Source organism: Cohaesibacter sp. CAU 1516 (assembly GCF_005771485.1).
GTDB lineage: Bacteria > Pseudomonadota > Alphaproteobacteria > Rhizobiales > Cohaesibacteraceae > Cohaesibacter > Cohaesibacter intestini.
This window is the reverse complement of the sequence record NZ_VANT01000003.1, coordinates 409,808-431,543: the sequence shown is the minus strand read 5'-3', so window position 1 is coordinate 431,543 and position 21,736 is coordinate 409,808. Positions and strand designations below refer to the sequence as shown.

Below are 21,736 nucleotides of genomic sequence, written 5' to 3'. Positions count from 1 at the left end.
GTTTCTATAACTATATGTTTCAAATAATGAAACTCTATTTCATCTATTGAAAAGTCATACTCTTTCCGGTAAAAATGACGTGAGCGAACATGCGGCAACAGGCCCAACAAAGGGAGTAAACAATGCGTGCAATCAATCTTGAGGACGACCCGCACCGACGTTTCAATCCTTTGAAAGGCGAATGGGTGCTGGTCTCCCCGCATCGCAACAAACGGCCATGGATGGGCCGAGAGGAAAAACCGATTGTCAGCAACAAGCCGGCTCATGATCCGGGCTGCTATCTCTGCCCCGGCAATGCTCGAACGTCTGGTGCGGTCAACCCGCTCTATCGCGGGCCCTATGTCTTTGACAATGATTTCCCGGCCCTGTTGACCGACACGCCGCTGGACCGGGCAGGGGACGAGCGCCTGTTTATCAGTGAGACCGTGCGGGGCACGGCGCGCGTCATATGCTTTTCCGAACGCCACGACCTGACCCTGCCCGAGCTCTCGCGGGCCAGCATTCGCAAGGTGGTGGATCTTTGGGCCGATCAACTCGCGGAGTTGGGCCAGACCTATGGTTGGGTGGCTCTGTTCGAGAATAAGGGTGAGATGATGGGCTGCTCCCAGCCCCATCCCCATGGCCAGATCTGGGCAACCAACTATCTACCCAACGAAATTGCTCGTGAAGACGACCATCAAAAGGCCTATCATGACAAACATGGCACGATCCTTCTGGTCGATTATGCCATTTCTGAAAGCGCGCGCGGTGAGCGAACCATCGTCGAGAATGATGACTGGATCGCTGTTGTGCCCTATTGGGCCACATGGCCGTTTGAAACCCTTGTCATGCCCAAACGCCATGTGTTGCGCCTCACCGATCTGACGGATGGCGAGCGCAATGGTTGTGCCGATATCCTCAAACGCCTGACCTGCCGCTATGACAATCTGTTCCAGACCGAGTTTCCCTATTCGATGGGCTGGCACGGCGCGCCAACCATGAAGGGCAGCTTTGACCATTGGCAGTTGCACGCCCATTTCTACCCGCCCCTGATGCGCTCCGCCACGGTGCGCAAATTCATGGTCGGGTTCGAGATGCTGGCCGAAAGCCAACGGGACATGACCGCCGAAAGTGCAGCCGAACGGCTCCGCAGCCTGTCGGATATTCATTACAAGGAAGCGGCGAAATGAGCCATGACAGCCTGATACAAAGTGTTTCCGATGCCTATGAGGCGCAGTTTGGCACCAAACCCGCCCATGTCACCACTGCCCCCGGCCGGGTCAATCTGCTGGGCGAGCATACTGACTATAATGGCGGCTATGTCCTGCCCATGCCGTTGACACTGGAAGTCTGCATTGCCATCGGTCCAGGAGACAAACCCGGCTTTGCCACGCTTTATAGCCAATCTTTCGATGAAATCTGTGACATCGCGCTCAAAGGCAGCAAGTCCAACCATTGGAGCGACTTCATCCTTGGCAGTTTCCAGCTCTCCGAGCATAAGCCGGACCTGAATGCAAGCTATCGGCTTGCCATTGGCAGCAGTCTGCCGATGGGGGCGGGCATTTCCAGCTCCGCCGCATTGGAAGTGGTCAGCCTACGCGCCATTGCCGCCTATTTGGGGGTGTCCGTCGATCCGGTCGCCATCGCCCATACGGCTCGCAAGGTGGAGAATGAGTTTGTTGGCATGCCCTGCGGCATCATGGATCAGTTTGCCTCATCCGTTGGCGCAGAAGCGATGGCGCTGTTTCTCGATGCCCGGTCTATGGAATATGAACTCGCTCCGCTTTTCCCTGACCACAAGATCATCACGCTTCATTCCGGCGTCACCCACAAGCTAACCGACGGCTCCTATGAGCAACGGGTAAAGGAATGCGCCAGCGCCTGCGCCATGCTCGGCATCAACCAGTTGCGTGATGTCGGGATGGAGGATCTGGATCGGATCGAAGCGTTGGGCGGGGTGGAAACCCGCCGCGCCCGCCACATCGTCACCGAAAACCAACGGGTGCTTGATGGGGTTGCAGCCTTGAAAGCCCACGACGCCGCCACCTTTGGCCGCCTGATGGTTGAAAGTCACGCCTCCCAGCGCAATGACTATGCCATCACGGTGGCGGAAACCGACGCTCTGGTTGAAGCAGCGCTCGCAGCTGGCGCCAAGGGGGCCCGCCAGACCGGCGGCGGGTTTGGCGGGGCAATTGTTGCTTTGGTTGCCGACGATCAGGTGGACGCTTGGTGTGAGGCCATGACCCGAGATCATCCTGAGACGCGGATACTGGATGTAACCTGATCCGCGTTCGCGTTATGTGGCCGACTTATGGGATCTCAGTGACAGTGGCACGTATCCTGCCCATCCTCATGATCGTGCCCGTGCCCGTGCCCGTGACCATGACCATGATCATGATTGTGATCATGGCCGCATCCTTCACCACCGGGTAGACGCTGCCCATCTGCCACAAACTGCTCGATTGCCCGGATCGGATCCGTCTCTTCCGTCAGACTGGCAATGACATTGCGCCGTGCCATATTGCGGGCAAAGCCGGGACCGAAGGATGCAGAGATCAACACATCCACAGCATCGAGCGGATGGGCCACCATTTGCCCGCCCAATTCATGAATGCACATGTCCTTTGGCAGATCAATGCGCTCGATCTCCACGGGCGGCTGACCACTTTCGACTTGATAGACGAGGAAGCGTCGGGCGCGGCCCGCATGATTGGTGACAGTTTTGAAATTCTGCGATGTGAGGGCGATCTTCATGGATGGCTCCGAACAGGGGGACGGTCTCACTTCAGGATTTACGCCTTTGCTGCCCCGTCCGCAAGCGTGACATCAAGTCCCGCCAGCTCGTCGCGAAATTGCTCAAGGGCGGCTTCGCCCTTCGGTGTCATTTGATAGATGCCGCGATCCGCCCGCTCGAACCAGCCATAATGGTCATCTGCCATGATGGGGCGGGCCTTCTCCACCCCGGTCGCCTTGGCAACGTCCGATGCCTTGGTCGCACCCGCCTGCGAGAGAAATTTGAGACATTTGAGCGCGTCCTGCCGATAAGAGGTGATCAGACCCTTGCGGGTCTGCCCCCCTTCATTGGGATCGCCGACCCGGCGGGCAAATTCGCGCAAAAGCCTCGTTTTGCGCGGCTTCATCTGGCGGGGCTTGTAGGGGGCCGGGTCCACATGCACGGTAACCAGAGCTGATGCCGGAATGTCGCCCAGTCGCACGGTGATCAACCCCAGCCCGAGGCGACGGCACAGGCTCTTGTTCGACTTGAACGCCCGATGATAGGCTTTGCCGGAGCCTTGCGGCACGGCGATATAAACAGCATCGGTCATGCTCTGGCGTTGGATTGCCTGATGAAACAGGGTGAGGGAAAAGCCGGTTTTCAGCTCGACCACAACCGGATCGTCTTCCGCTCGGCAGCCGACGATATCGACTGCGCCCACTTCGCCCTTCACCTCATAGCCCTGAGCAACCAGAAACTGCTTCACCGGTTCGTAAAGTGCGGTTTCCTTGATCGCTGTTTTTTTGGCCATGGGCAACTCTCTAGCACTCAGTCGGAGATCGAATCATGCCAGAGAATGCCCGATTTCGTCATACGGAGCCAGTGTCCATCGCCTGCTTGAGATCCGACAAAATGTCCGCCACCTCTTCAAGCCCGACCGACATGCGGATCAGGCCGTCGCTGATCAGATGTTCGGCCCGCTCTTCTGCGGTATAAGTGGAATGGGTCATCGAGGCGGGGTGCTGGATGAGGGTTTCCGCATCCCCCAGAGACACGGCCCGCTGGATCATTTTGAGCCGGTTCATCAGCGTCCGCCCTGCTTCAAGCCCGCCTTCAAGTTCGAACGCTATCATGCCGCCGGGCTTATGCATCTGTTTGGCTGCCAGTTCCTTCTGCCCAAAGCTATCAAGCCCCGGATAATAGACCCGGTCGACACCGGGTTGCTGTTCCAGCCAATTGGCCACCGTCAGCGCCGAGGCGCAATGGCGATCCATCCGCAGCGCAAGAGTCTTGAGGCCACGCAGGATCAGCATCGCATTGAAGGGCGCCATCACCGCGCCGGTCATATCTTTCATGCCATAGAGCCGGATCTCGGTAATCTGCTCGGTGGAGCCAACCACAAAACCGGCAATCACATCCCCATGACCGCCAAGATACTTGGTCGCTGAATGCACCACCAGATCGGCGCCCAGCGAAATCGGGCGGGTCAGGTAAGGGGTGGCATAGGTATTGTCGACCACCACCTTTGCCCCGGCAGCATGCGCGATTGAGGCAATCGCCTCGATATCAACCAGACGCATGTTCGGATTGGCCGGGCTTTCAAAATAGACAAGCTTGGTCTTGTCGCTGATTGCCGCCTGCAGATTGGCCGGGTCGGTCAAATCGAGATGGGTGATGGTGATGCCAAATTTGGCCAGTCCGTGATGCAGATAGGCAAAAGTACAGCCATAAAGCGTCTCGTCGACAATCACCTCGTCTCCCGGTGACAGCAGGGTCCAGAGGGTTGCCGTGATGGCTCCCATACCGGAGGCCAGCGCCAGCCCGGCTTCGGCCTCTTCCAGAGTTGCGATGCGTTGCTCAAGCAGGGCGGAGGTCGGATTGGAAATCCGGCTGTAGATATAGCCCTCACGTTCACCGGCAAACATCTCGCCACCGGCTTCCGCTGATTCAAAGGCAAAGGTCGATGTCAGATGCAACGGGGGTGTCAAGGCACCCTCATGCTCCTGCGGATCATAGGCATGGTGGATCGCGCGGGTGGAAAATCCCTGTTGATGATTGGTCATTATTTTTGTCCTTTTCGCTTTTCACCATTTTGCCCTATTCCCTTTGGCAGATGGTGCCAATATTGCTAATGAAGCGGTAAATTTTGGCATTATCTGCCAATATGGAGGCCTAAAATGGACAATAAGGATCGACAGATCATTCGTGCCTTGCAAACGAATGGGCGCATGACCAATCTGGAGCTGGCTGAACAGGTCAATCTCTCTCCCTCCCCCTGCCTGCGCCGTGTGCGCATTCTGGAGGAAAAAGGCGTGATCAAGGGCTACAGTGCCAATGTTGATCCGGTTGCTTACGGGTTGCCCGTGATGGTCTTTGTCCGCATCCGCCTTGAGCGACACAATGAAGATGCGGTGCGCAATTTCGAGCGCCATATTCAGGCCATCGATGAAGTGCTCGAATGCCATGTCCTGACTGGGCAGATGGATTATCAATTGCGGGTTCTGGTGCCCGGGCTCGACCATTATGAGCGCTTCATCCGCTCCAAAATCCACCCGATTGGTGGCGTGGCGTCAATCGACACGAGTTTTGTTTACTCAACCGTCAAGGCCCAGACAGTTTATCCGCCTGCGGATTAACTGAATTGTTGCAAGTAAAAGAACTTATGGTGAGATTGATCAAAATTGGATCCAATGTTGAGCCTCAGAGAGGAGCTTTGTCACTGAAATGACGTGAATTCGCCGTTTTCTGAAGTTTTTTACCAATTTGTCGATTGCGATCAAAAGTAAATATTAACTTGACTAAGGTCTGATTGTTGCAACCACAGATCAAGGTGATTTGCTATGAAATCAGCTGCAGCTCAGCCCCTTCCTCCGAAAAAAGCCGCACAAGACGGCGTCCGTGACATCTATGTGGACTTTTTGTCCGGCCCGAACACGCAAACACAGGTTGCTTCGGAAGCCTGGCGTACCATTGCGCCCGAGCTTCCCGGTATTCTTGACCGTTTCTACAAGGACCTGACCGACTATCCTGAACTGTCCGCCAAATTGGGCGATGGTGGGAGCAAGGTTGAGAATCTGAAAAAGGCCCAGACCAAGCACTGGGAGTTCATCCTGAACAATGAAACGGATTTGGAATTTGAGGGCCATTGTATCCGTGTCGGTGAAGCGCATGTCCGAACCGATCTCAGCGTCCAGTGGTATGTTTCCTCCTATGGCAGCATCCTGCAACAGGTGATCCCGCTGGTTATCTCGAAGAACAAGCTCCATCCGGGTCGGGCCAGCAAACAGTTGCAGGCGCTGATTGGTCGCTTTTTCATCGATATAGTAACCTCGATTGGTGCCTTCAACGGCACGGTCCAGCGGGTGGCAGAAGAGAAACTCAAAGAAGAAACCAGCCTCAGGAACCTGAAAAATCTTGCCAAGACCTTGCAGGACATCAACTCGATCTCGATGGATATGGCAGTATTGGCGCGCAATACGCATACGGCGTCAGAAAGCGGCCAAGCCATCTCGGCAGCGGTCTCCGAGCTTGTGGCTTCGACTGAGCAAATTTCGGACAATAGTGACAGCACGTCGCAGAATGCCAACCATGCCACCAAGTCGGTCACCGAAGGTATGGAAGCCATGGGCACCGTGCTTGATGCCATGAATGACATTGCTCAGACCTCCAAGCAGACCGAGAACAGTTTGACCGGGCTGATGGAGGCCTCCCACCAGATCGGAGAATTTCTGTCGGTCATTGAAAGCATTTCCAACCAGACCAATCTGTTGGCCCTCAATGCGACCATCGAAGCGGCTCGCGCAGGCGAAGCAGGCAAGGGCTTTGCCGTTGTGGCGGCCGAAGTCAAGGAACTGGCGTCCCTTTCCAACAAGGCGGCGGAAGATATTTCGACTCGCATTCACTCGCTCAATCAGGGCATGACTTCCATTCAGTCCTCGATCAGCGGGTCGCTTGATGCCATCGAAAAAGGTCAGGACAGAATTCTGGGGGCCAACCAGATGATGGAACAGCTGCGCGGTCAGGTCACGGAAGTGTCCGGCTCGATGCATGAAGTGTCTACCATTTTGCAGCAACAGACCAAGGCCAGCCATGAAATTGCTGGCAGTGTCACCGGCGTTGCTGATCTGACCAGCGAGAATGAGCGCACGCTGCAGGGAATGGTCAAGGCCATGCAGGAAAGCAACGATCAATTCTCCCGCAGTGCGACCGATTGGTTTGAGGGCAGTTCGAACCGGTCCCTGTGCGAGATGGCGAAAATCGACCATGTGTTGTTCAAGAAACACGTGCTGGATGCTGTCATGGGGCGCAATGAGTGGCAGTCCGGTGACGTACCGGATCATCACGACTGCCGTCTGGGCAAATGGTATGAAGGAATCGGCAATTCAAGCATTAGTTCCAACGCGATCTTCAAGTCTCTTCTTGCCCCCCATGATCGTGTCCATTCATCGGCCAAGAAAGCGCTTGCTCTTTATGAAAAGGGCAATCTAAGCGAAGCATTCACCGCGCTTCGGGAAATGGACGATGCCAGTCACGAGGTTCTGAGTATCCTTGACGAGCTGTCGGACGCGCTCGGCAATGAACTCAAAGATGCCGACAAACGCAGCTTTGTCCGTGCGAAAGTGCAGGATCGTGCCTTCATCATCACCGACAAGGAACAGTTTGAAGTCGACGTCACCGATATGTCCAAGATCGGACTTGGTGTGTCAGGTCTTCCAAAAGACCTGAAAGCCTCCACCGTGCGCGTCAAGATCGGCACAGAAGTGCGTACGGCTCAAGTGGTTTGGAACGATGGCCAACAGGCGGGCCTGCGTTACGCGAAGTAAAAATCAGGATAAATACGTAGACGCAAGATACAGGAAAGTCACTACCCTTGTGGTTTTTCACAAGGGTTCCCCGGAAAATTGAAAATGCGGGTCGCATTTCGAAAATCTACCCGAAATATGCAATGACGGGCATGAATTGCCCGTGGGTATCTGTCATAGTCCAGCCAGAAAAATGCTCAAGGCATTGTCTGGCTCTTGCTCAGCCCGATGCTGCAGAATCAATCTGCGACTGGTTTGTGGGAACCAGCGCATGGGGGACCCGAAATGCGGGATCGCAATTTCTTTAATGCACTGATGTTGAAACCGGCAATCGTTGCGCATCGTGGCCATTGGGTCAATGCGCCTGAAAACAGCCTTGCCTCCATCGATGCGGCGGTCTCTGCTGGTTTCGAGGTGGCAGAGATCGATATTCAAAGAAGCGATGATGGCGTCTTTTTCCTGATGCATGACGAAATGCTGACCCGTATGACCGGATCGGAGTTTCCGTGTCATCAGATGTCGATTGCCCAGTTGCAGGCGATGCCCCTGCGGCAGGGATGCGGCGGCAGCGGGTCAGGCTTCAGCCACCATGTCATTCCAACTTTGGCCGAGGCACTGAAGTTGGCCAAGCGGCGCATCTTCCTCAATCTCGATGTCAAGCATGAAGAGGATTTGGCCTTTGTTGCCAAGCTGGTCGCCCAGATGGACATGCAGGGCGAGGCCTCGATCAAGGTGACCGTGCAAACGGAAGTCGACGCACAGTATTTGCTGGCGCTGGAGGAAGAGCACGGCCTGATGGTCATGCCCAAGACCCGCTTTGACGCCGAAAATTGCAGCGCCATGATCGAGCAGTTGCGGGCCGTCGAAGCAACCCTTGTCGAGGCACGGTTTGACAGTCTTTATACGCTCGTCGCCCATCGTGCCGAGTTTGAACAGGCTGGTCTCACCCTTTGGGTCAACACCCTCGACAGGGTCGCATGCTGTGGGTTTTCCGACAAGGCAGCCCAGAAGGCTCCCGATGCCATTTGGGGCAGTCTGACCGAAGCGGGCATCGGCGTCATTCAGACCGACGCCCCGCAGGTGCTGGCCGCATGGCGGCAAAGCCACATGCCCGCATTCACCTATCAGGCAAAAGCAGACAAGCCACACCTGCCGGTGTGAGGCTCAGTTCAATGAAAGCCACCTTTCAAAGGGAGGCTTGTGCCATATCTGTGTCGTGCATCATGCGCCAGACAGGATCTGGCAAAACAGCTCTGGATCGACATTGGCACCGGAAATCACCAACACCAGATCGCCGTCAAAATCGGGCACCTTGCCAAAATAGGCAGCCGTCAGCGCCGCTGCGCCGCCCGGCTCGGTGACCAGCTTCATGTCGGTGAAGGCAAAGCGCATCGCTTCCTTGACTTCCTCATCGCTAACGGCCAGTCCGCCAGCCAGCAATTGTTTGTTGATCGCGAGGGTCATTTCGCCCGGATAGGGCGATTGCAAAGCGTCGCAGATGGAGCGGGCGTTATCAGCATTGCCTTGTGGTTGATCGCTCGAAAGGGATCGGGCCATGCTGTCAAAGCCGGCCGGTTCAACCGAATAGACGCAAGCATCCGGATGATAGGCCTTGATCGCCGTGGCGATGCCGGATGACAGACCACCGCCACCACAACAGGCCAACACCGCGCCGATTTTGGCATTTGCCGCGCGCGCCTGCTCCACCATTTCCAGCCCGACTGTGCCCTGACCGGCAATGATGAAAGGATCATTGTAGCTTGGCACCACCACAGCGCCGGTTTCCTTTGCCAGAGCAAGGGCGATCTTTTCGCGGGATTCGGTGTAACGGTCATAGGTCACGACCTTGGCGCCAAAGCCCTTGGTGTTGTTCATCTTGATTGCCGGAGCATCGGCAGGCATGACGATGGTGGCGGGCATGCCAAGCAGTTTGGCAGCCGCTGCCACCCCTTGGGCATGGTTGCCCGAAGACCAGGCGATCACCCCCTTTGCCCGATCAGTCAAATCAAGGGCGGAGAGGCGATTATAGGCGCCACGGAACTTGAACGAGCCAGTGCGTTGTACCCCTTCGAACTTGACAAGCACCCGCTTGCCGACCCGTGCATTGAGGGCTTCGAACTCAAGCAACGGTGTGCGGACGGCATGTCCGAGCAACCGCTTGGCGGCCTGATGGATGTCATCAATGGAAACGGCAAGTTTCGGGGTCATCGGCATGGATCCTGTGGCTTGGTTCTGATCGATCAGTCTTGGGAATCGTCTGGCAGGCTGGACGCATCATCGTCTGCCTTGGGGGCGGGTGGCTGATACTCTATCAGAAGTTTATAGATACAGACCAGTGCGATCACACCGGTCAAAATCATCCATGTCTGATTGCCGAAGTGCCATTCCAGCCCGGTCCAGAAAATAAGGAAAGCGCAAAGGCCCAGACGGAACCAGAGCGGACGAAACATGGGATGGCTGGTATCGAACATGACAAAGGCACTCCGTCGGAACAGGGATAGGAAAGAGTATCAAAAGAGACATAGGCCAGACGTCTCTCGACATCAATGGCGATGAAGACGGAGGCGGTCTCTTTGTGTGAGGATTGCGGGTTGAGAGCGGCCTGTGATTAATCGGTGCCGCGCCGCATCAGAACCGGATCGACCAGCACGACCTCATTGGGCTTGTCGGGGCTGTCGAGGCGTAGCTCCAACAGGCGTAGGATTTCTGCTACGGTCTGGTCAATCGGATTGCGCAGAGTGGTCAGATTGAAATCCGGCCATGCCGCAAGCGCCACGTCGTCAAAGCCGATAATCGACAGATCGTCTGGCACCTTTAGACCGAGTGTCGCTCTGATCGCTGACAAGGCCCCCAGCGCCATCGCATCATTGGCGCATAGCAGCGCATCAAGCTTGGCCTGCGCCAGCATCTCCTTGGCTGCCTTTCGGCCATTCTCATAGCTATAGTCGCAAAAGTGCCTGATCTGAAGCTCAAGACCATGATGCTTGAGCCTTTCCTCTGTGCCTTCGAGGCGTTCCAGAGTCGAAGAGCGCGAGGATGGCCCGCCCAGAAAGCCAAAGGCCGTGCGGCCACGCTCAACTAGATGATCCACCGCCAAAGCCGCGCCCGCCCCATTGCGACAACAGACGCAATCGGTGAAAGGGGCATCGACCACATGACCGGAAAAGAGCAGGGGAATGTTCAATTTGGCGCAGGTCTCGATCAGCGAAGAGGGAATGCTGCCGCCTCGTATGATCAGCGCATCAAGGGGATAATCAAGGATCGACAGGATGGCCTCTTCGATGCAGCTGTCTCCGCCAGCCAGCACCAAAGGCCATTTATTGGCCTGATTGAGACCAGCAATCAACTGGGCGAGAAATTCGGAATCATACAGATTGTCGAGCGAACCGGCGACCACTCCCACCAGATTGGTGCTGCTGCCATGCAGGCTGGCGGCCAGTGCGTTGGGGCGATAGCCAAGCTGGTGAGCCGTTTTCAGGATCAGCGCTCGTTTGTCTTTATCGAGATAGGCTCCGGGCGTGAAGGCGCGTGACACCGCGGACCGGGAGACCCGCGCAGCGTTTGCCACATCAGACGCCGTCACCCGGCGTCCGCGGCCCTGTTGCCCACGCCTCACCCCTGTCTGGTTGTCGTCATCCTTGTTGGCCATGTCCATCCGGTCACTCCGGGCATTTGATCATTTTAAACAATTGCCACCAATGCGTCACATCGCTGTAACACTCGGTCTCTATATGAACACGTGTGCAGGATGGACGCAATATCTCATTTGGTCTCATCCCTCATCAAGTGCCTTGGCTAGGATGCCGGGCAGGGGTGCTGGGCTGGATTGTCAGTTCAGAATCGCGATGAGGACGCGACCAGAGCCGGACTGGAGCATGGAGGGAATGCTTCCTGTCCGGTCAAGGATTTACGGCTGCCTGACGACAGATCGGGTCGTGACCCGAATTGGTTTTGAAATCCGGCATGAGAGTGCGTGTCGGTTACATATTATGCAAGCCGTAAGGCACATTTGTTTGGAGCAAACAATGAAACTCTTGAAAATCGCAGCAGCCAGCGTCGCGCTGAGCCTGATGTCTGGCGTCGCTCAGGCGCAAACCGAAATCACCTGGTGGCATGCAATGGGCGGCCAACTCGGCGAAACCGTCAATGCGATTGCTGAGAAATTCAATGCCTCTCAGAGCGACTATAAAATCACCCCGGTCTTCAAGGGCGGCTATGAAGACACCCTGACCGCTGGCATCGCCGCCTTCCGCGCTGGTGAACAGCCAAACATCATGCAGGTTTTTGATGCTGGCTCCGCAACCATCATCGGCGCCAAAGGCGCAACCGTTCCCGTGCAGGATCTGCTGGTTGACAATGGTGTAGACTTCAACATCGAAAACTACATTTCCGGTGTGCGTTACTTCTATGCGGACAATGATGGCAAGATGATCGGCATGCCGTTCAACTCCTCTTCGCCAATCATGTATTACAACGAAGATGCGTTGAAAAAAGCTGGCGTTGAAGCCCCAAAAACCTACGAAGAGTTTGAAAAAGTAACCGCTCCAGCCCTGAAAGATGCTGGTTACGTTCCTTTCGCTCAGTCTCACTTGCCTTGGGAATTTGTCGAGAACTTCTTCTCTCGCCACAATCTGCCATTCGCCACCAACAACAATGGTTACGCTGGCGCCAAAGACACCAAGATCCTGATCAATTCCAAAGAGCAGAAAATGCACTGGACCGCTGTCAAGAAATGGCTGGATCAGGGTTATTTCGGTTTCTATGGCACCTCTTGGGGTGACAATCAGTCTCAATTCGAAGATGGCAATGTTGCCCTCTGGATTGGCTCTTCGGGGTCCTTCGGTGGCCTGTTGAAAAAGAACCTGCCATTCAAATGGTCTGCGACCAACCTGCCTTACTGGGAAGCCATCACCAAAGAAGGCTATCAGACCTTCATCGGTGGCGCGTCCCTGTTTGCCATGTCCGGCAAGCCAGCTGAAGAAAATCAGGCAACCGCTGCTTTCTTCCAGTTCCTGACCTCCCCTGAAATCCAGTATTTCTGGCACCAGCAGACCGGCTATGTGCCGATCACCACGGCGGCTTACGAACTGGCCAAAAAAGACGGTCACTATGACCGCTTCCCAGCTGCCGAAGTTGGCATCAAGCAGCTCTCCCTGCAGTCCGGCGAAAATACCCGCGGTTACCGCATGGGCTTCTATGTTCAGATCCGCGACGTCGAAAACCGTGAATTCACCCGCTTCCTGAATGGTGAAACCGACATCGACAACGCTCTGGCTGCCATCGAGAAAGAAGGCAACGGCCTTCTTGATCGCTTCTCCAAGACCCAGAAATAAGCATTTCTGAGCTCTCCAAAGGACGATCGCGCTTCCCGCGCGGTCGTCTCTTCTCTTTTGCGCTTTGGGTTTGCCTCCTATCTTGGGAGTGGTCCAAGGGCGCCAGCTTCAAGAGGCCAAGACGTGAAACGCGCCACATTCAACAACAAATGGCTGCCCTTGTTCTTCCTGCTGCCGCAGCTGTCGATCATTGTCATCTTTTTCTACTGGCCGGCATGGCAGGCCCTGCGCCTGTCTTTCTATCTGGAAGACCCGTTTGGTTTTGGATCCACCTTCGTTGGCTTCGACAATTATCGCGACATCTTCAACAATGCCGAATATCTCAGAATTGCCGGTTTCACGATTGTCTTCAGCGTGTCGGTGACCTTCCTGTCGCTGGCCATTGCCCTGCTCTTTGCGGTCAAGGCCGACAAGGTCATTCGCGGCGCGCGCACCTATCGCACGCTTCTGATGTGGGTCTATGCGGTCGCGCCACCGGTCGCGGGCTTCATTTTCCTTGTCATGTTCTCCCAGCGCTGGGGCCCGATTACCGAATTTCTCGCTCAGTTCGGCTATGATTTCCGCGTTGGCCTCGACTATACCGACACCGCGATTGTCATGATCACGGCCTCGGTCTGGAAGCAGATCCCGATCAATTTCATTTTCTTCCTCTCCGGCCTGCAATCCATCCCGCGCTCGGTGATGGAAGCGGCCCGCATCGACAATGCGTCGGCCCAGCGCCGCTTCTGGGATGTGACCTTCCCGCTACTGGCCCCGACCGGCTTCTTTTTGTTGATCACCAATTTCACCTATTCGCTGTTCGACACCTTCGGCACGATCGACACGGTGCTGCGTGGGGAACCGGCTTCCAACCCGATGACCCTTGTCTACAAGGTCTATGTCGACGGCTTCCGCGGCAACGATCTGGGCGGCTCTTCGGCCCAGTCGGTGATCCTGATGGTGCTGGTTCTGGCCATGACCATCTTCCAGTTCCGCCTCGTTGAGCGGCGCATTCACTATACCTGAGGGGCGCATCATGACTGACCAAACTGAAACCAATCCGGTCACCACGCCAAAGGCTTGGAAAAACCGCATCAAACTCAGCGCCATTGTCGACCATGGCATCCTGATTTTCGGTGCCTTGCTGATGATCGTGCCGCTGCTGATGGTGCTGCAAATGACCACCATGTCTGACGTCGATGTGCTGAAAAACGGCCCCGGCCTGACCATCGGCGACGAGTTCGGCAACAATCTCGACAAGGCTCTGTTCGGCGCGTCTGGGTTCTCCGGCGAGAATACCGGCCTCAACATGTTCAAAAATTCGCTGATCCTCGGGGTTGGCTTTGCCCTTGGCAAAATCGTCATTTCGATGATGGCCGCCTATGGCATCGTCTATTTCCGCCTGCGCTTTGCCACCTTTGCCTTCTGGCTGATCTTCACCACGCTTTTGTTGCCGCTCGAGGTGCGCATTCTGCCCTCCTACGAGATCGTCCAAAAGCTGGGGCTGCTCAACAGCTATACCGGCCTCATTCTGCCCTTGGTGGCTTCGGCGACGGCAACCTTCTTCTTCCGCCAATTTTTCCTGTCGGTGCCAGAGGAATTGTCCGAAGCCGCCCGCATCGACGGGGCCGGGCCGATCAAATATTTTATCGACATTCTGGTGCCCCTGTCGCGCACCATGATCGCCGCCATCTTCATCATCATGTTCGTCTATGGCTGGAACCAATATCTCTGGCCGACCATGATCACCACCGACGAAGGCATGTTCACCTTGCTCAGAGGCATCAAGCAGATCACCCAGACCATGTATGACGGGCAAATCCCCGAATATGGCCGTGGCAACCTGCTGGCTTTGCTGGCCGTCATCCCGCCTGTGGCCGTCGTGGTCTTTTTCCAGAGCTGGTTCGTCAAGGGCCTCACTGAATCCGACAAATAAGGATACCCAACATGACCTCAGTTTCGCTTGATATGGTCCGCAAGATTTATCCAAACGGGTTCGAAGCGGTCAAACCTTGCAACTTCAAAATTCCCGACGGCGAGTTTGTTGTCCTCGTCGGCCCGTCCGGCTGTGGCAAATCCACCCTGTTGCGGATGATTGCCGGCCTTGAAGAGGTCTCCGGCGGCACGATCTCCATCGGCCAGCGGGTCGTCAATGATGTCGAGCCTGCCCAGCGCAACATCGCCATGGTGTTCCAGAATTATGCCCTCTATCCGCATATGACGGTCGCCAAAAATATGGGCTATGGCCTCAAAAATCGTGGTCTGCCCAAGTCCGAGATCGAGCAGAAGGTGCTGGATGCAGCCAAGATGCTCAATCTCACCGACTATCTCGACCGTCGTCCGAGCCAGCTGTCCGGAGGCCAGCGCCAGCGCGTGGCCATGGGCCGCGCCATCGTCCGCAATCCGGAACTGTTCCTGTTCGACGAGCCGCTCTCCAACCTCGATGCCAAATTGCGCAACCAGATGCGCATCGAGATCCGCTCGCTACAGCGCCGCCTCGGTGTCACTGCCATCTATGTGACCCACGACCAGATCGAAGCCATGACCATGGCTGACCGGATCATCGTCCTCAATGAAGGGCGTATTGAGCAGATCGGCACCCCGGACGAAATCTACAACAATCCCGCCTCCACCTTCGTGGCTGGCTTCATGGGCGCACCTCCGATGAACCTGCTCAATGGCAAGGTCAACGGTGATGGCCGCCCGATGATTGGCGAGGATATCCATCTCGACACCGCCCTGCCAAAAGACGCCAAGGGCGATTTCCTGGTCGGCATCCGGCCAGAAGATATCGACATCCATGTCGACAATGGCTTTGACTGCAATGTCGAGATTGTCGAAGCGTTGGGTGCGCATCATTTGCTGCATGGCAAGATCGGCGGGCAGGACATTTCCGTCAGTGTGCCCAAGCATATCCCGACAGGCATCGGTCCGGTGAAACTGGGTATCAAGCCAAGCGCGGTGCATTTCTTCTCCAAAGACAGCGGAGCCCGCCTATGATGTCGCATGAGGGGACCAATCTTGTCTCGACCCTGACCCGCATCACGGATGATCAGAAACAGCAAATTCTGGCCTCCGAGCGCACCGCGATGGTCCATGACACCTTGCTGGCCTCCCTGCCTGCCATGACCCAGTTGGAAGTGGGGGGCACGGGCAATTTGGATCGCCTGCCGCAAAGCTTTGCGGTTGCGGCATGGAATGTCGAACGCTGCCTGTTCCCGGATCGCAGCGCCGCCCATCTGGCCAACCATGCTCCAAGTGTGGTGCTGCTAAGCGAAATGGACAAGGGCATGGCCCGGACGTCGCAAGCCAACACCACCGCCGACATGGCCAAGGCCTTGGGCATGCATTATGCCTATGGGGTGGAATTTTTCGAAATGGATCTCGGCGGTCCGACCGAGCGGGTCTTCTGTTCCGATAGCTTCAATGCCGACGGCTGGCATGGCAATGGCATTCTCTCTGCCGTGCCTTTTGAAAAGCTGGCTCTGTTCCGGCTGGACGAAAAAGGCCATTGGTTCTCACTTGATGCCAATCCGGGGGCCGATCCGGATCAGCCGCGTGTTGGCGGACGGATGGCGGTCGCCGCCATTCTGCCAACCGAGCAGGGCGCGATCTGCGTTGTCTCCACCCACTTGGAAAGCAACGCGGATGCCGCCCATCGCCACAGTCAATTTGCCGATCTGCTCGACCGGATCGAGGCTTTTGCGCCGGGTCTGCCGGTGCTGATTGGCGGTGACCTCAACACCGGCAATCACATCCCGCCAGACTATGACTGGCGCGTCGAAACCCTGTTCGATCTCGCTCGTGAGCGCGGCTATCATTGGGACCTGACGGCGGATGGCGTCACCACCCGCAACAGCCTGATCACCCCCCATGACACCCGCCAAATGAAGCTGGACTGGTTCTGTGCCCGTGGCTTTGGTGGGGAAGCCCTGCCTTTGTTGCCCTCTGTCGATGGGCAAGGACCGCTGTCCGACCATGAATGCATCCTCTGCACGGTGACCCTCTGAGCCTTTCTTGTGGTGATGCACAGAAATCGATCCCTCTGACAAAACCCACCAGACCGCACCAGACAGGCGATCGGGCGGGTTTTTTGTATCTTGTCACCGGGCAAAGTGAGAAAAATCTGTCGATGGCTCTGGAAATTGGCCACCAAACGCGCTTATCTAGGGGATGTGACAGGGGCGCCCGACATCGGGCTGAGATAGCACCCTTTGAACCTGAACCAGTTAATACTGGCGGAGGGAGTCGCGGTTTCGGTCCCCGGTCATAATGGGGGCAGGCCCGAAGACATTCCATCCGCCTCAGAAGGAGTTTGGAATGACCGACTGGGGCCATTATCTATCGACCATGCGCACCAATGCGCCACTCGTCCAGAACATAGCCAACTATGTGTCCATGAATGTCATGGCCAATGTATTGTTGGCCGCTGGCTGCTCGCCAGCCATGGTTCATGCCGAGGAAGAAGCTGCTGAATTTGCCAGCTTCACCTCAGCCCTCACCATCAATATCGGCACCCTGTCTCGCGATTGGGTCAAGTCGATGGAGAGCGCCGCCAAGGCTGCTGATGCGGCTGGCACCCCTTGGGTGCTCGACCCGGTTGCTGCCGGGGCCACCGCCTTCCGCCGCGAGACGGCAGAGAAACTGCTCGCCTGCAATCCATCCATCATTCGCGGCAATGCCTCTGAAATCATGGCGCTTGGCGGCATGGTCGCCAAAGGCAAAGGGGCTGATGCCGCAGACAGCGTTGACGCCGCCAAGGATGCCGCCATCGCGCTTGCCAAAAATTCTGGCGCTATTGTCGCTGTGACCGGTGAGGTGGATTATATCACCGACGGCGACAAAGCCTACAGCATCGCCAATGGCCATGCCCTGATGCCGCTGGTCACAGCCCTTGGCTGTTCGCTGACCGGTGTGGTTGCTGCTTTTGCCGTCGGGCAAGACCGATTGGAAGCCACCACGGCGGCCATCGCATTTTACGGCTTGGCGGGCGAACGCGCCGCTCAAAAAGCCACCGCGCCCGGCAGCTTTGCGGTCGCCTTCATTGATGCCCTTCATGAGATCACGCCAGCCGACCTTGCCGCCGGGGCACAGATCGAGGAGGCCTGATCATGGATCTGTCCATCTATTTCGTCACCCCACATGACCCGGATGCAAAGCTGGTCGAAGCTGCCCTGCAAGGCGGTGCCAGCATCATCCAGCTGCGCGACAAGGTTGCGTCCGATGAAGACCTGATCGCCCGCGCCAAGACATTGGTGGCCCTGGCCGAACGCCACAATGTCCCCTTGATCATCAATGACCGCATCGAGGTGGCCTTGGCCTGCGGCGCGGCGGGGCTGCATATGGGCCAGTCCGATGGTGACCCAAAGGCCATGCGCGCCAAGCTCGGCCCCGACAAGATTCTCGGCCTTTCTGTCGAGAATGAAGTGCAAATGGCGGTCGCAGTGGCTTTGCCGGAGGGCACCCTTGACTATGTCGGCATCGGTCCGGTGCGGGCCACCCCGTCCAAAATCGATCATGCACCGCCCATCGGCTTTGAGCGGCTGGCGGATATCGTTGCGGCTGCCCCGGTCCCAAGCGTTGCGATTGGCGGCGTCAAGGCAGCCGATATCCCGGCGGTCAAGGCGGCAGGCTGCGCAGGGCTTGCCATCGTCTCGGCGATTTCTGACGCCGATGACCCGAAGGCGGCAACCGAAACACTGGTCGCCCAATGGAGGCAGGCCTAATGGCGGCATCCCGAACCCCGAATATCCTGTCGATTGCCGGGTCTGACCCGTCGGGTGGGGCGGGCATTCAGGCTGATCTCAAGTCGATTTCGGCCAATGGCGGCTATGCCATGGCCGTCATCACCGCGCTGACCGCTCAGAGCACCAAAGGGGTGAGCGGTGTTCTGACCATCGAGCCGGATTTCGTCACCGCCCAGATCGCAGCGATCCTTGATGACATCCGGGTTGATGCCATCAAGATCGGCATGTTGGGCAGCTCCGAGATCATCGAAGCGGTGGCCGACGCGCTCAAACCCTGTGACGCGCCGATGGTGCTCGACACGGTGATGGTCGCCAAGGGCGGTGACCGCCTGCTTCGGGCCGATGCGGTGGACGCCATGCGCACCATCCTGTTGCCCCGCGCCACGATGATCACCCCCAACCTGCCTGAAGCCGCCGACCTGCTCGGAGTGGACGAAGCGAGGGATGAGGCCGAAATGGAACAGCAGGCCCGCGCCTTGCTGGCCTTGGGTCCTGAGCAAGTGTTGCTCAAAGGCGGTCATCTGGCTGATGAGACCAGCCCGGATCTGTATCTCACCAAGGATCAGACCGTCTGGCTGCCGTCACGCCGCATCGATACCAAAAACACCCACGGCACCGGCTGCACCCTGTCGTCGGCGCTCGCCACCCATCTGGCGCTCACTGGCGATGGCCTTACAGCCGCAAAAGCCGCCAAGGCCTTCATCTTTGAGGCGATTGCTGCCGCCGATGCCCTGTCTGTTGGTCATGGTCACGGCCCGACCGACCATTTCTTTGCCCTAAGGACGTAATGTCATGAAATCTCTTCTCGCTGCTCTGATATTGTCGGCTTCTGCTGCCGCAGGTACGACCGCCACCGCTGCCGAAACCAAATTCTCTGTGATGCTCGACTGGTTCATCAATCCCGACCATGGCCCGATCATCATCGCCAAACAACGCGGCTATTTCAAAGAAGCGGGCCTTGATGTTGAGATCATCGCGCCCGCCGACCCCAGCGATCCGCCGAAAATGGCCGCTGCTGGCAAGGTCGATCTGGCGGTGTCCTATCAGCCACAGCTTTATTTGCAGCATAAAGAAGGCCTGCCGGTGGTCCGCGTTGGCACGCTTGTCAGCTCGCCGCTTTATTGCGTCATGGTTGATGCTGAAGGGCCGATCAAAAGCCTCGCCGACCTGAAAGGCAAGCGCGTCGGGTTCTCGGTGCCCGGCATTGAAGAAGCATTGCTGCACTGCATGCTACGCAGCAATGGGGTCGAACCATCCGAGGTCGAGCAGATCAATGTCAATTTTGCTTTGACCGCCGCCTTGGCTGCTGGCCGGGTGGATGCCACCTCCGGGGCGTTCCGCAATTTCGAACTGCATCAAATGGAAGCCGTTGATCGCAAAGGCAAATGCTTCCTGCCAGAAGAACATGGCGTGCCAAGCTATGAAGAGCTGATCTATGAAGCGAGCGCCGAGCGCACCGACTTTGTGGACGTGAAAAAATTCCTAAGTGCAACAGCCCGTGCCACCAAGGACATCCTTGCCGACCCGGAAGGGACGTGGAATGAGTTCAAATCCTATGGTGCGGAACTCGACGACAAGCTCAATCATGCGGCCTGGTTTGACACCTATCCGAAATTCGCGACCGACCCGATCAGCCTCGATGTTGCGGGTTACAGGGCCTTCGGTGCCTATCTCAAGGAGGTTGGCATGATTGATGAAGTGCCCGCAATTGAGACCATCGCCCGCGATCTGGGGACGCAATGACCGCATCTGTGCGGATAGAGGTGACCGGGCACTTGATGCTTGACGGAGAAAGGCTCATTGAGCCTTTCTCTCTGACCCCTCCCATGGGGTGGACCTGTTTGCTCGGCCCGTCCGGGGCGGGCAAATCCACTTTGCTGCGGCTGTTTGCCGGGCTGGATATTTCGGCCCGGTTTGAAGGCACCCTCAGTGTGCCCCACCGCGTCGGCTGGATGGCGCAGGCCGATCTGATGCAACCGCGCCTCTCGATCCTGAATAATGTCATGCTGGTCGAGCAGTTGGCCGGGCGCAAGCCTGACCGGCAAAAGGCCCGGCATTTATTGTCTGAAGTGGGGCTCGCCGATATGGGTGACCGCATGCCTGACAGCTTGTCCGGTGGTCAGCGTCAGAGGGTGGCATTGGCCCGCACCTTGATGAGCGACGCGGATCTGATCCTGCTCGACGAACCTTTCTCGGCCCTTGATGCAGCCACCCGCGCAGCGATGCAGGAACTGGCCCACGCGCAATTTGCCGGGCGCCGGGTGCTGTTGGTCACCCATGATCCGTTCGAGGCTCTGCGGCTGGGCGACCAGATCTGGCTTTTGGCCAATCACCAGCTTCAGCCTGTGCCACCCTTGCGGGGCACGCGCCCCCACTCCCTTGATCATATGCCGCTCGCCATGGCGGCAGCAGACCTGATCCGACGCATCCGGAGGAGCGCATGAAAAAGCTCATTTTGCCTTTCGCCTTGCTGCTCCTCTGGCAGGCCATACCATGGCTCGAGCTGGTGCCGCGTTTCATTCTGCCCGGCCCGATTGCAGTGGCTGAAGCTATATGGTCCAACCGCGCCTTGCTCGGCGAGCATTTGCTGGTCACGCTGGGGGAAGTTGCCGCAGGCTTTGTTATTGGCGCGGCGCTCGGCGTGGCCTTTGCGGTGGCCATGATGCTGTCGCCAGTCGCAAGGCTCAACCTGCGACCGATCCTCAATGCGTCTCAGGCCATTCCGGTTTTTGTCCTCGCCCCCATCCTCACCCTGTGGTTCGGCTATGGTATGGAGCCGAAAGTCGTCATGACGATCCTGCTGGTCTTCTTTCCGATCATGTCGGGACTGCTCGATGGTATGATCTCGACCCCTGCTGCCACGCTGGACCTCGCCCACATCGCGCGGGCCAGTCCCGTCCGAACGCTGTTCTGGCTGCGCTTGCCGCACGCCCTGCCGCATCTGGCCGCCAGCATTCGCATTGCCATCACCTATGCACCGACCGGGGCGGTGATTGGCGAATGGATCGGCGCGTCAAAGGGCCTTGGCTATTTGATGTTGATGGCCAATGCCCGCACCCGGATCGAGTTGATGTTTGCCGCTTTGGTGCTGATTGTCGCCATGACCCTCAGTCTGCACAAGGGCGCAGACTGGCTGTTGAAGCGATATCTCGATCCCACCCGTCCCCAATAGGGATTGCC

22 protein-coding genes and 1 riboswitch are annotated in these 21,736 nt (G+C 57.1%); of the genes, 16 read left to right on the top strand and 6 right to left on the bottom strand.

Features of this window, described 5'->3' with window-relative positions; all coding sequences use genetic code 11:
• Nucleotides 1-122: 122 nt before the first annotated feature.
• Together FDK21_RS11565 and galK are read left to right on the top strand one after the other, a co-directional pair.
• Complete coding sequence (locus FDK21_RS11565; RefSeq protein ID WP_138148611.1) at nt 123-1,169, top strand: UDP-glucose--hexose-1-phosphate uridylyltransferase; 1,047 nt, start codon at nt 123-125, stop codon at nt 1,167-1,169.
• Nucleotides 1,166-2,263: a galactokinase gene (galK, locus tag FDK21_RS11560; RefSeq protein ID WP_138148610.1), complete on the top strand. Its 1,098-nt coding sequence runs from the start codon at nt 1,166-1,168 to the stop codon at nt 2,261-2,263. The genes FDK21_RS11565 and galK overlap by 4 nt, the downstream gene beginning before the upstream one ends.
• A 35-nt stretch (nt 2,264-2,298) precedes the next feature.
• Here galK and FDK21_RS11555 read toward each other — a convergent pair whose 3' ends face one another.
• Genes FDK21_RS11555 through FDK21_RS11545 form a run of 3 tightly spaced genes read right to left on the bottom strand, consistent with a single transcriptional unit; the run spans nt 2,299 to nt 4,758 of the window.
• A complete protein-coding gene (locus FDK21_RS11555; protein WP_138148609.1) occupies nt 2,299-2,733 on the bottom strand; it encodes a NifB/NifX family molybdenum-iron cluster-binding protein in 435 nt (144 codons plus the stop codon).
• A gap of 38 nt (nt 2,734-2,771) precedes the next feature.
• Entirely contained in the window at nt 2,772-3,506 is a 735-nt protein-coding gene (locus FDK21_RS11550; protein ID WP_171022044.1) for a DUF2161 family putative PD-(D/E)XK-type phosphodiesterase, read from the bottom strand.
• A gap of 58 nt (nt 3,507-3,564) precedes the next feature.
• Complete coding sequence (locus tag FDK21_RS11545; protein WP_138148608.1) at nt 3,565-4,758, bottom strand: methionine gamma-lyase; 1,194 nt, start codon at nt 4,756-4,758, stop codon at nt 3,565-3,567.
• 114 nt (nt 4,759-4,872) lie between these two features.
• On the opposite strand from FDK21_RS11545, the gene FDK21_RS11540 reads away from it, so the two are divergent.
• From FDK21_RS11540 to FDK21_RS11530, 3 genes are all read left to right on the top strand, one after another.
• Complete coding sequence (locus tag FDK21_RS11540; protein WP_138148607.1) at nt 4,873-5,331, top strand: Lrp/AsnC family transcriptional regulator; 459 nt, start codon at nt 4,873-4,875, stop codon at nt 5,329-5,331.
• Nucleotides 5,332-5,535: 204 nt separating this feature from the next.
• Complete coding sequence (locus tag FDK21_RS11535) at nt 5,536-7,518, top strand: methyl-accepting chemotaxis protein (protein WP_138148606.1); 1,983 nt, start codon at nt 5,536-5,538, stop codon at nt 7,516-7,518.
• Between the two features lie 264 nt (nt 7,519-7,782).
• The gene (locus FDK21_RS11530) at nt 7,783-8,658 is read left to right on the top strand and encodes a glycerophosphodiester phosphodiesterase family protein (protein WP_171022043.1); all 876 of its coding nucleotides are present in this window, start codon (nt 7,783-7,785) and stop codon (nt 8,656-8,658) included.
• A gap of 60 nt (nt 8,659-8,718) precedes the next feature.
• On the opposite strand, the gene FDK21_RS11525 is transcribed toward FDK21_RS11530, so the two are convergent.
• The 3 genes from FDK21_RS11525 to FDK21_RS11515 form a co-directional block, all read right to left on the bottom strand.
• Complete coding sequence (locus FDK21_RS11525) at nt 8,719-9,705, bottom strand: threonine/serine dehydratase (RefSeq protein ID WP_138148604.1); 987 nt, start codon at nt 9,703-9,705, stop codon at nt 8,719-8,721.
• Between the two features lie 32 nt (nt 9,706-9,737).
• A complete protein-coding gene (locus FDK21_RS11520) occupies nt 9,738-9,968 on the bottom strand; it encodes a hypothetical protein (protein WP_138148603.1) in 231 nt (76 codons plus the stop codon).
• A 137-nt stretch (nt 9,969-10,105) separates the two neighbouring features.
• Nucleotides 10,106-11,152 carry a LacI family DNA-binding transcriptional regulator gene (locus tag FDK21_RS11515; RefSeq protein WP_210238754.1) on the bottom strand — a complete coding sequence of 349 codons (1,047 nt, stop codon included), beginning with the start codon at nt 11,150-11,152 and terminating at the stop codon, nt 10,106-10,108.
• 370 nt (nt 11,153-11,522) lie between these two features.
• Between FDK21_RS11515 and FDK21_RS11510 the strand changes: the two genes are divergently transcribed.
• The 11 genes from FDK21_RS11510 to FDK21_RS11460 all read left to right on the top strand — a co-directional run bounded on the left by FDK21_RS11510 (nt 11,523) and on the right by FDK21_RS11460 (nt 21,728).
• The gene (locus FDK21_RS11510; protein WP_138148602.1) at nt 11,523-12,830 is read left to right on the top strand and encodes an extracellular solute-binding protein; all 1,308 of its coding nucleotides are present in this window, start codon (nt 11,523-11,525) and stop codon (nt 12,828-12,830) included.
• A gap of 123 nt (nt 12,831-12,953) precedes the next feature.
• Complete coding sequence (locus FDK21_RS11505; protein ID WP_114007853.1) at nt 12,954-13,835, top strand: ABC transporter permease subunit; 882 nt, start codon at nt 12,954-12,956, stop codon at nt 13,833-13,835.
• Nucleotides 13,836-13,956: 121 nt separating this feature from the next.
• On the top strand, nt 13,957-14,745 hold the full coding sequence (locus tag FDK21_RS11500; RefSeq protein WP_245418365.1) for an ABC transporter permease subunit: 789 nt from the start codon (nt 13,957-13,959) through the stop codon (nt 14,743-14,745).
• Between the two features lie 11 nt (nt 14,746-14,756).
• A complete protein-coding gene (gene ugpC / locus FDK21_RS11495; RefSeq protein WP_114007852.1) occupies nt 14,757-15,809 on the top strand; it encodes a sn-glycerol-3-phosphate ABC transporter ATP-binding protein UgpC in 1,053 nt (350 codons plus the stop codon).
• The gene (locus tag FDK21_RS11490; protein WP_246657552.1) at nt 15,806-16,819 is read left to right on the top strand and encodes an endonuclease/exonuclease/phosphatase family protein; all 1,014 of its coding nucleotides are present in this window, start codon (nt 15,806-15,808) and stop codon (nt 16,817-16,819) included. Before ugpC ends, FDK21_RS11490 begins: the two co-directional genes overlap by 4 nt.
• 160 nt (nt 16,820-16,979) lie before the next feature.
• Nucleotides 16,980-17,073, top strand: a riboswitch (TPP riboswitch).
• A 56-nt stretch (nt 17,074-17,129) separates the two neighbouring features.
• Complete coding sequence (gene thiM, locus FDK21_RS11485) at nt 17,130-17,918, top strand: hydroxyethylthiazole kinase (RefSeq protein WP_138148601.1); 789 nt, start codon at nt 17,130-17,132, stop codon at nt 17,916-17,918.
• 2 nt (nt 17,919-17,920) lie between these two features.
• Nucleotides 17,921-18,535: a thiamine phosphate synthase gene (gene thiE, locus FDK21_RS11480; protein ID WP_138148600.1), complete on the top strand. Its 615-nt coding sequence runs from the start codon at nt 17,921-17,923 to the stop codon at nt 18,533-18,535.
• The gene (thiD, locus tag FDK21_RS11475; protein ID WP_138148599.1) at nt 18,535-19,344 is read left to right on the top strand and encodes a bifunctional hydroxymethylpyrimidine kinase/phosphomethylpyrimidine kinase; all 810 of its coding nucleotides are present in this window, start codon (nt 18,535-18,537) and stop codon (nt 19,342-19,344) included. The genes thiE and thiD overlap by 1 nt, the downstream gene beginning before the upstream one ends.
• Before the next feature lie 4 nt (nt 19,345-19,348).
• Nucleotides 19,349-20,299: an ABC transporter substrate-binding protein gene (locus tag FDK21_RS11470; protein WP_138148598.1), complete on the top strand. Its 951-nt coding sequence runs from the start codon at nt 19,349-19,351 to the stop codon at nt 20,297-20,299.
• Nucleotides 20,296-21,000 carry an ATP-binding cassette domain-containing protein gene (locus tag FDK21_RS11465; protein WP_210238753.1) on the top strand — a complete coding sequence of 235 codons (705 nt, stop codon included), beginning with the start codon at nt 20,296-20,298 and terminating at the stop codon, nt 20,998-21,000. The genes FDK21_RS11470 and FDK21_RS11465 overlap by 4 nt, the downstream gene beginning before the upstream one ends.
• The gene (locus FDK21_RS11460) at nt 20,997-21,728 is read left to right on the top strand and encodes an ABC transporter permease (protein WP_138148597.1); all 732 of its coding nucleotides are present in this window, start codon (nt 20,997-20,999) and stop codon (nt 21,726-21,728) included. The genes FDK21_RS11465 and FDK21_RS11460 overlap by 4 nt, the downstream gene beginning before the upstream one ends.
• Nucleotides 21,729-21,736 lie beyond the last annotated feature (8 nt).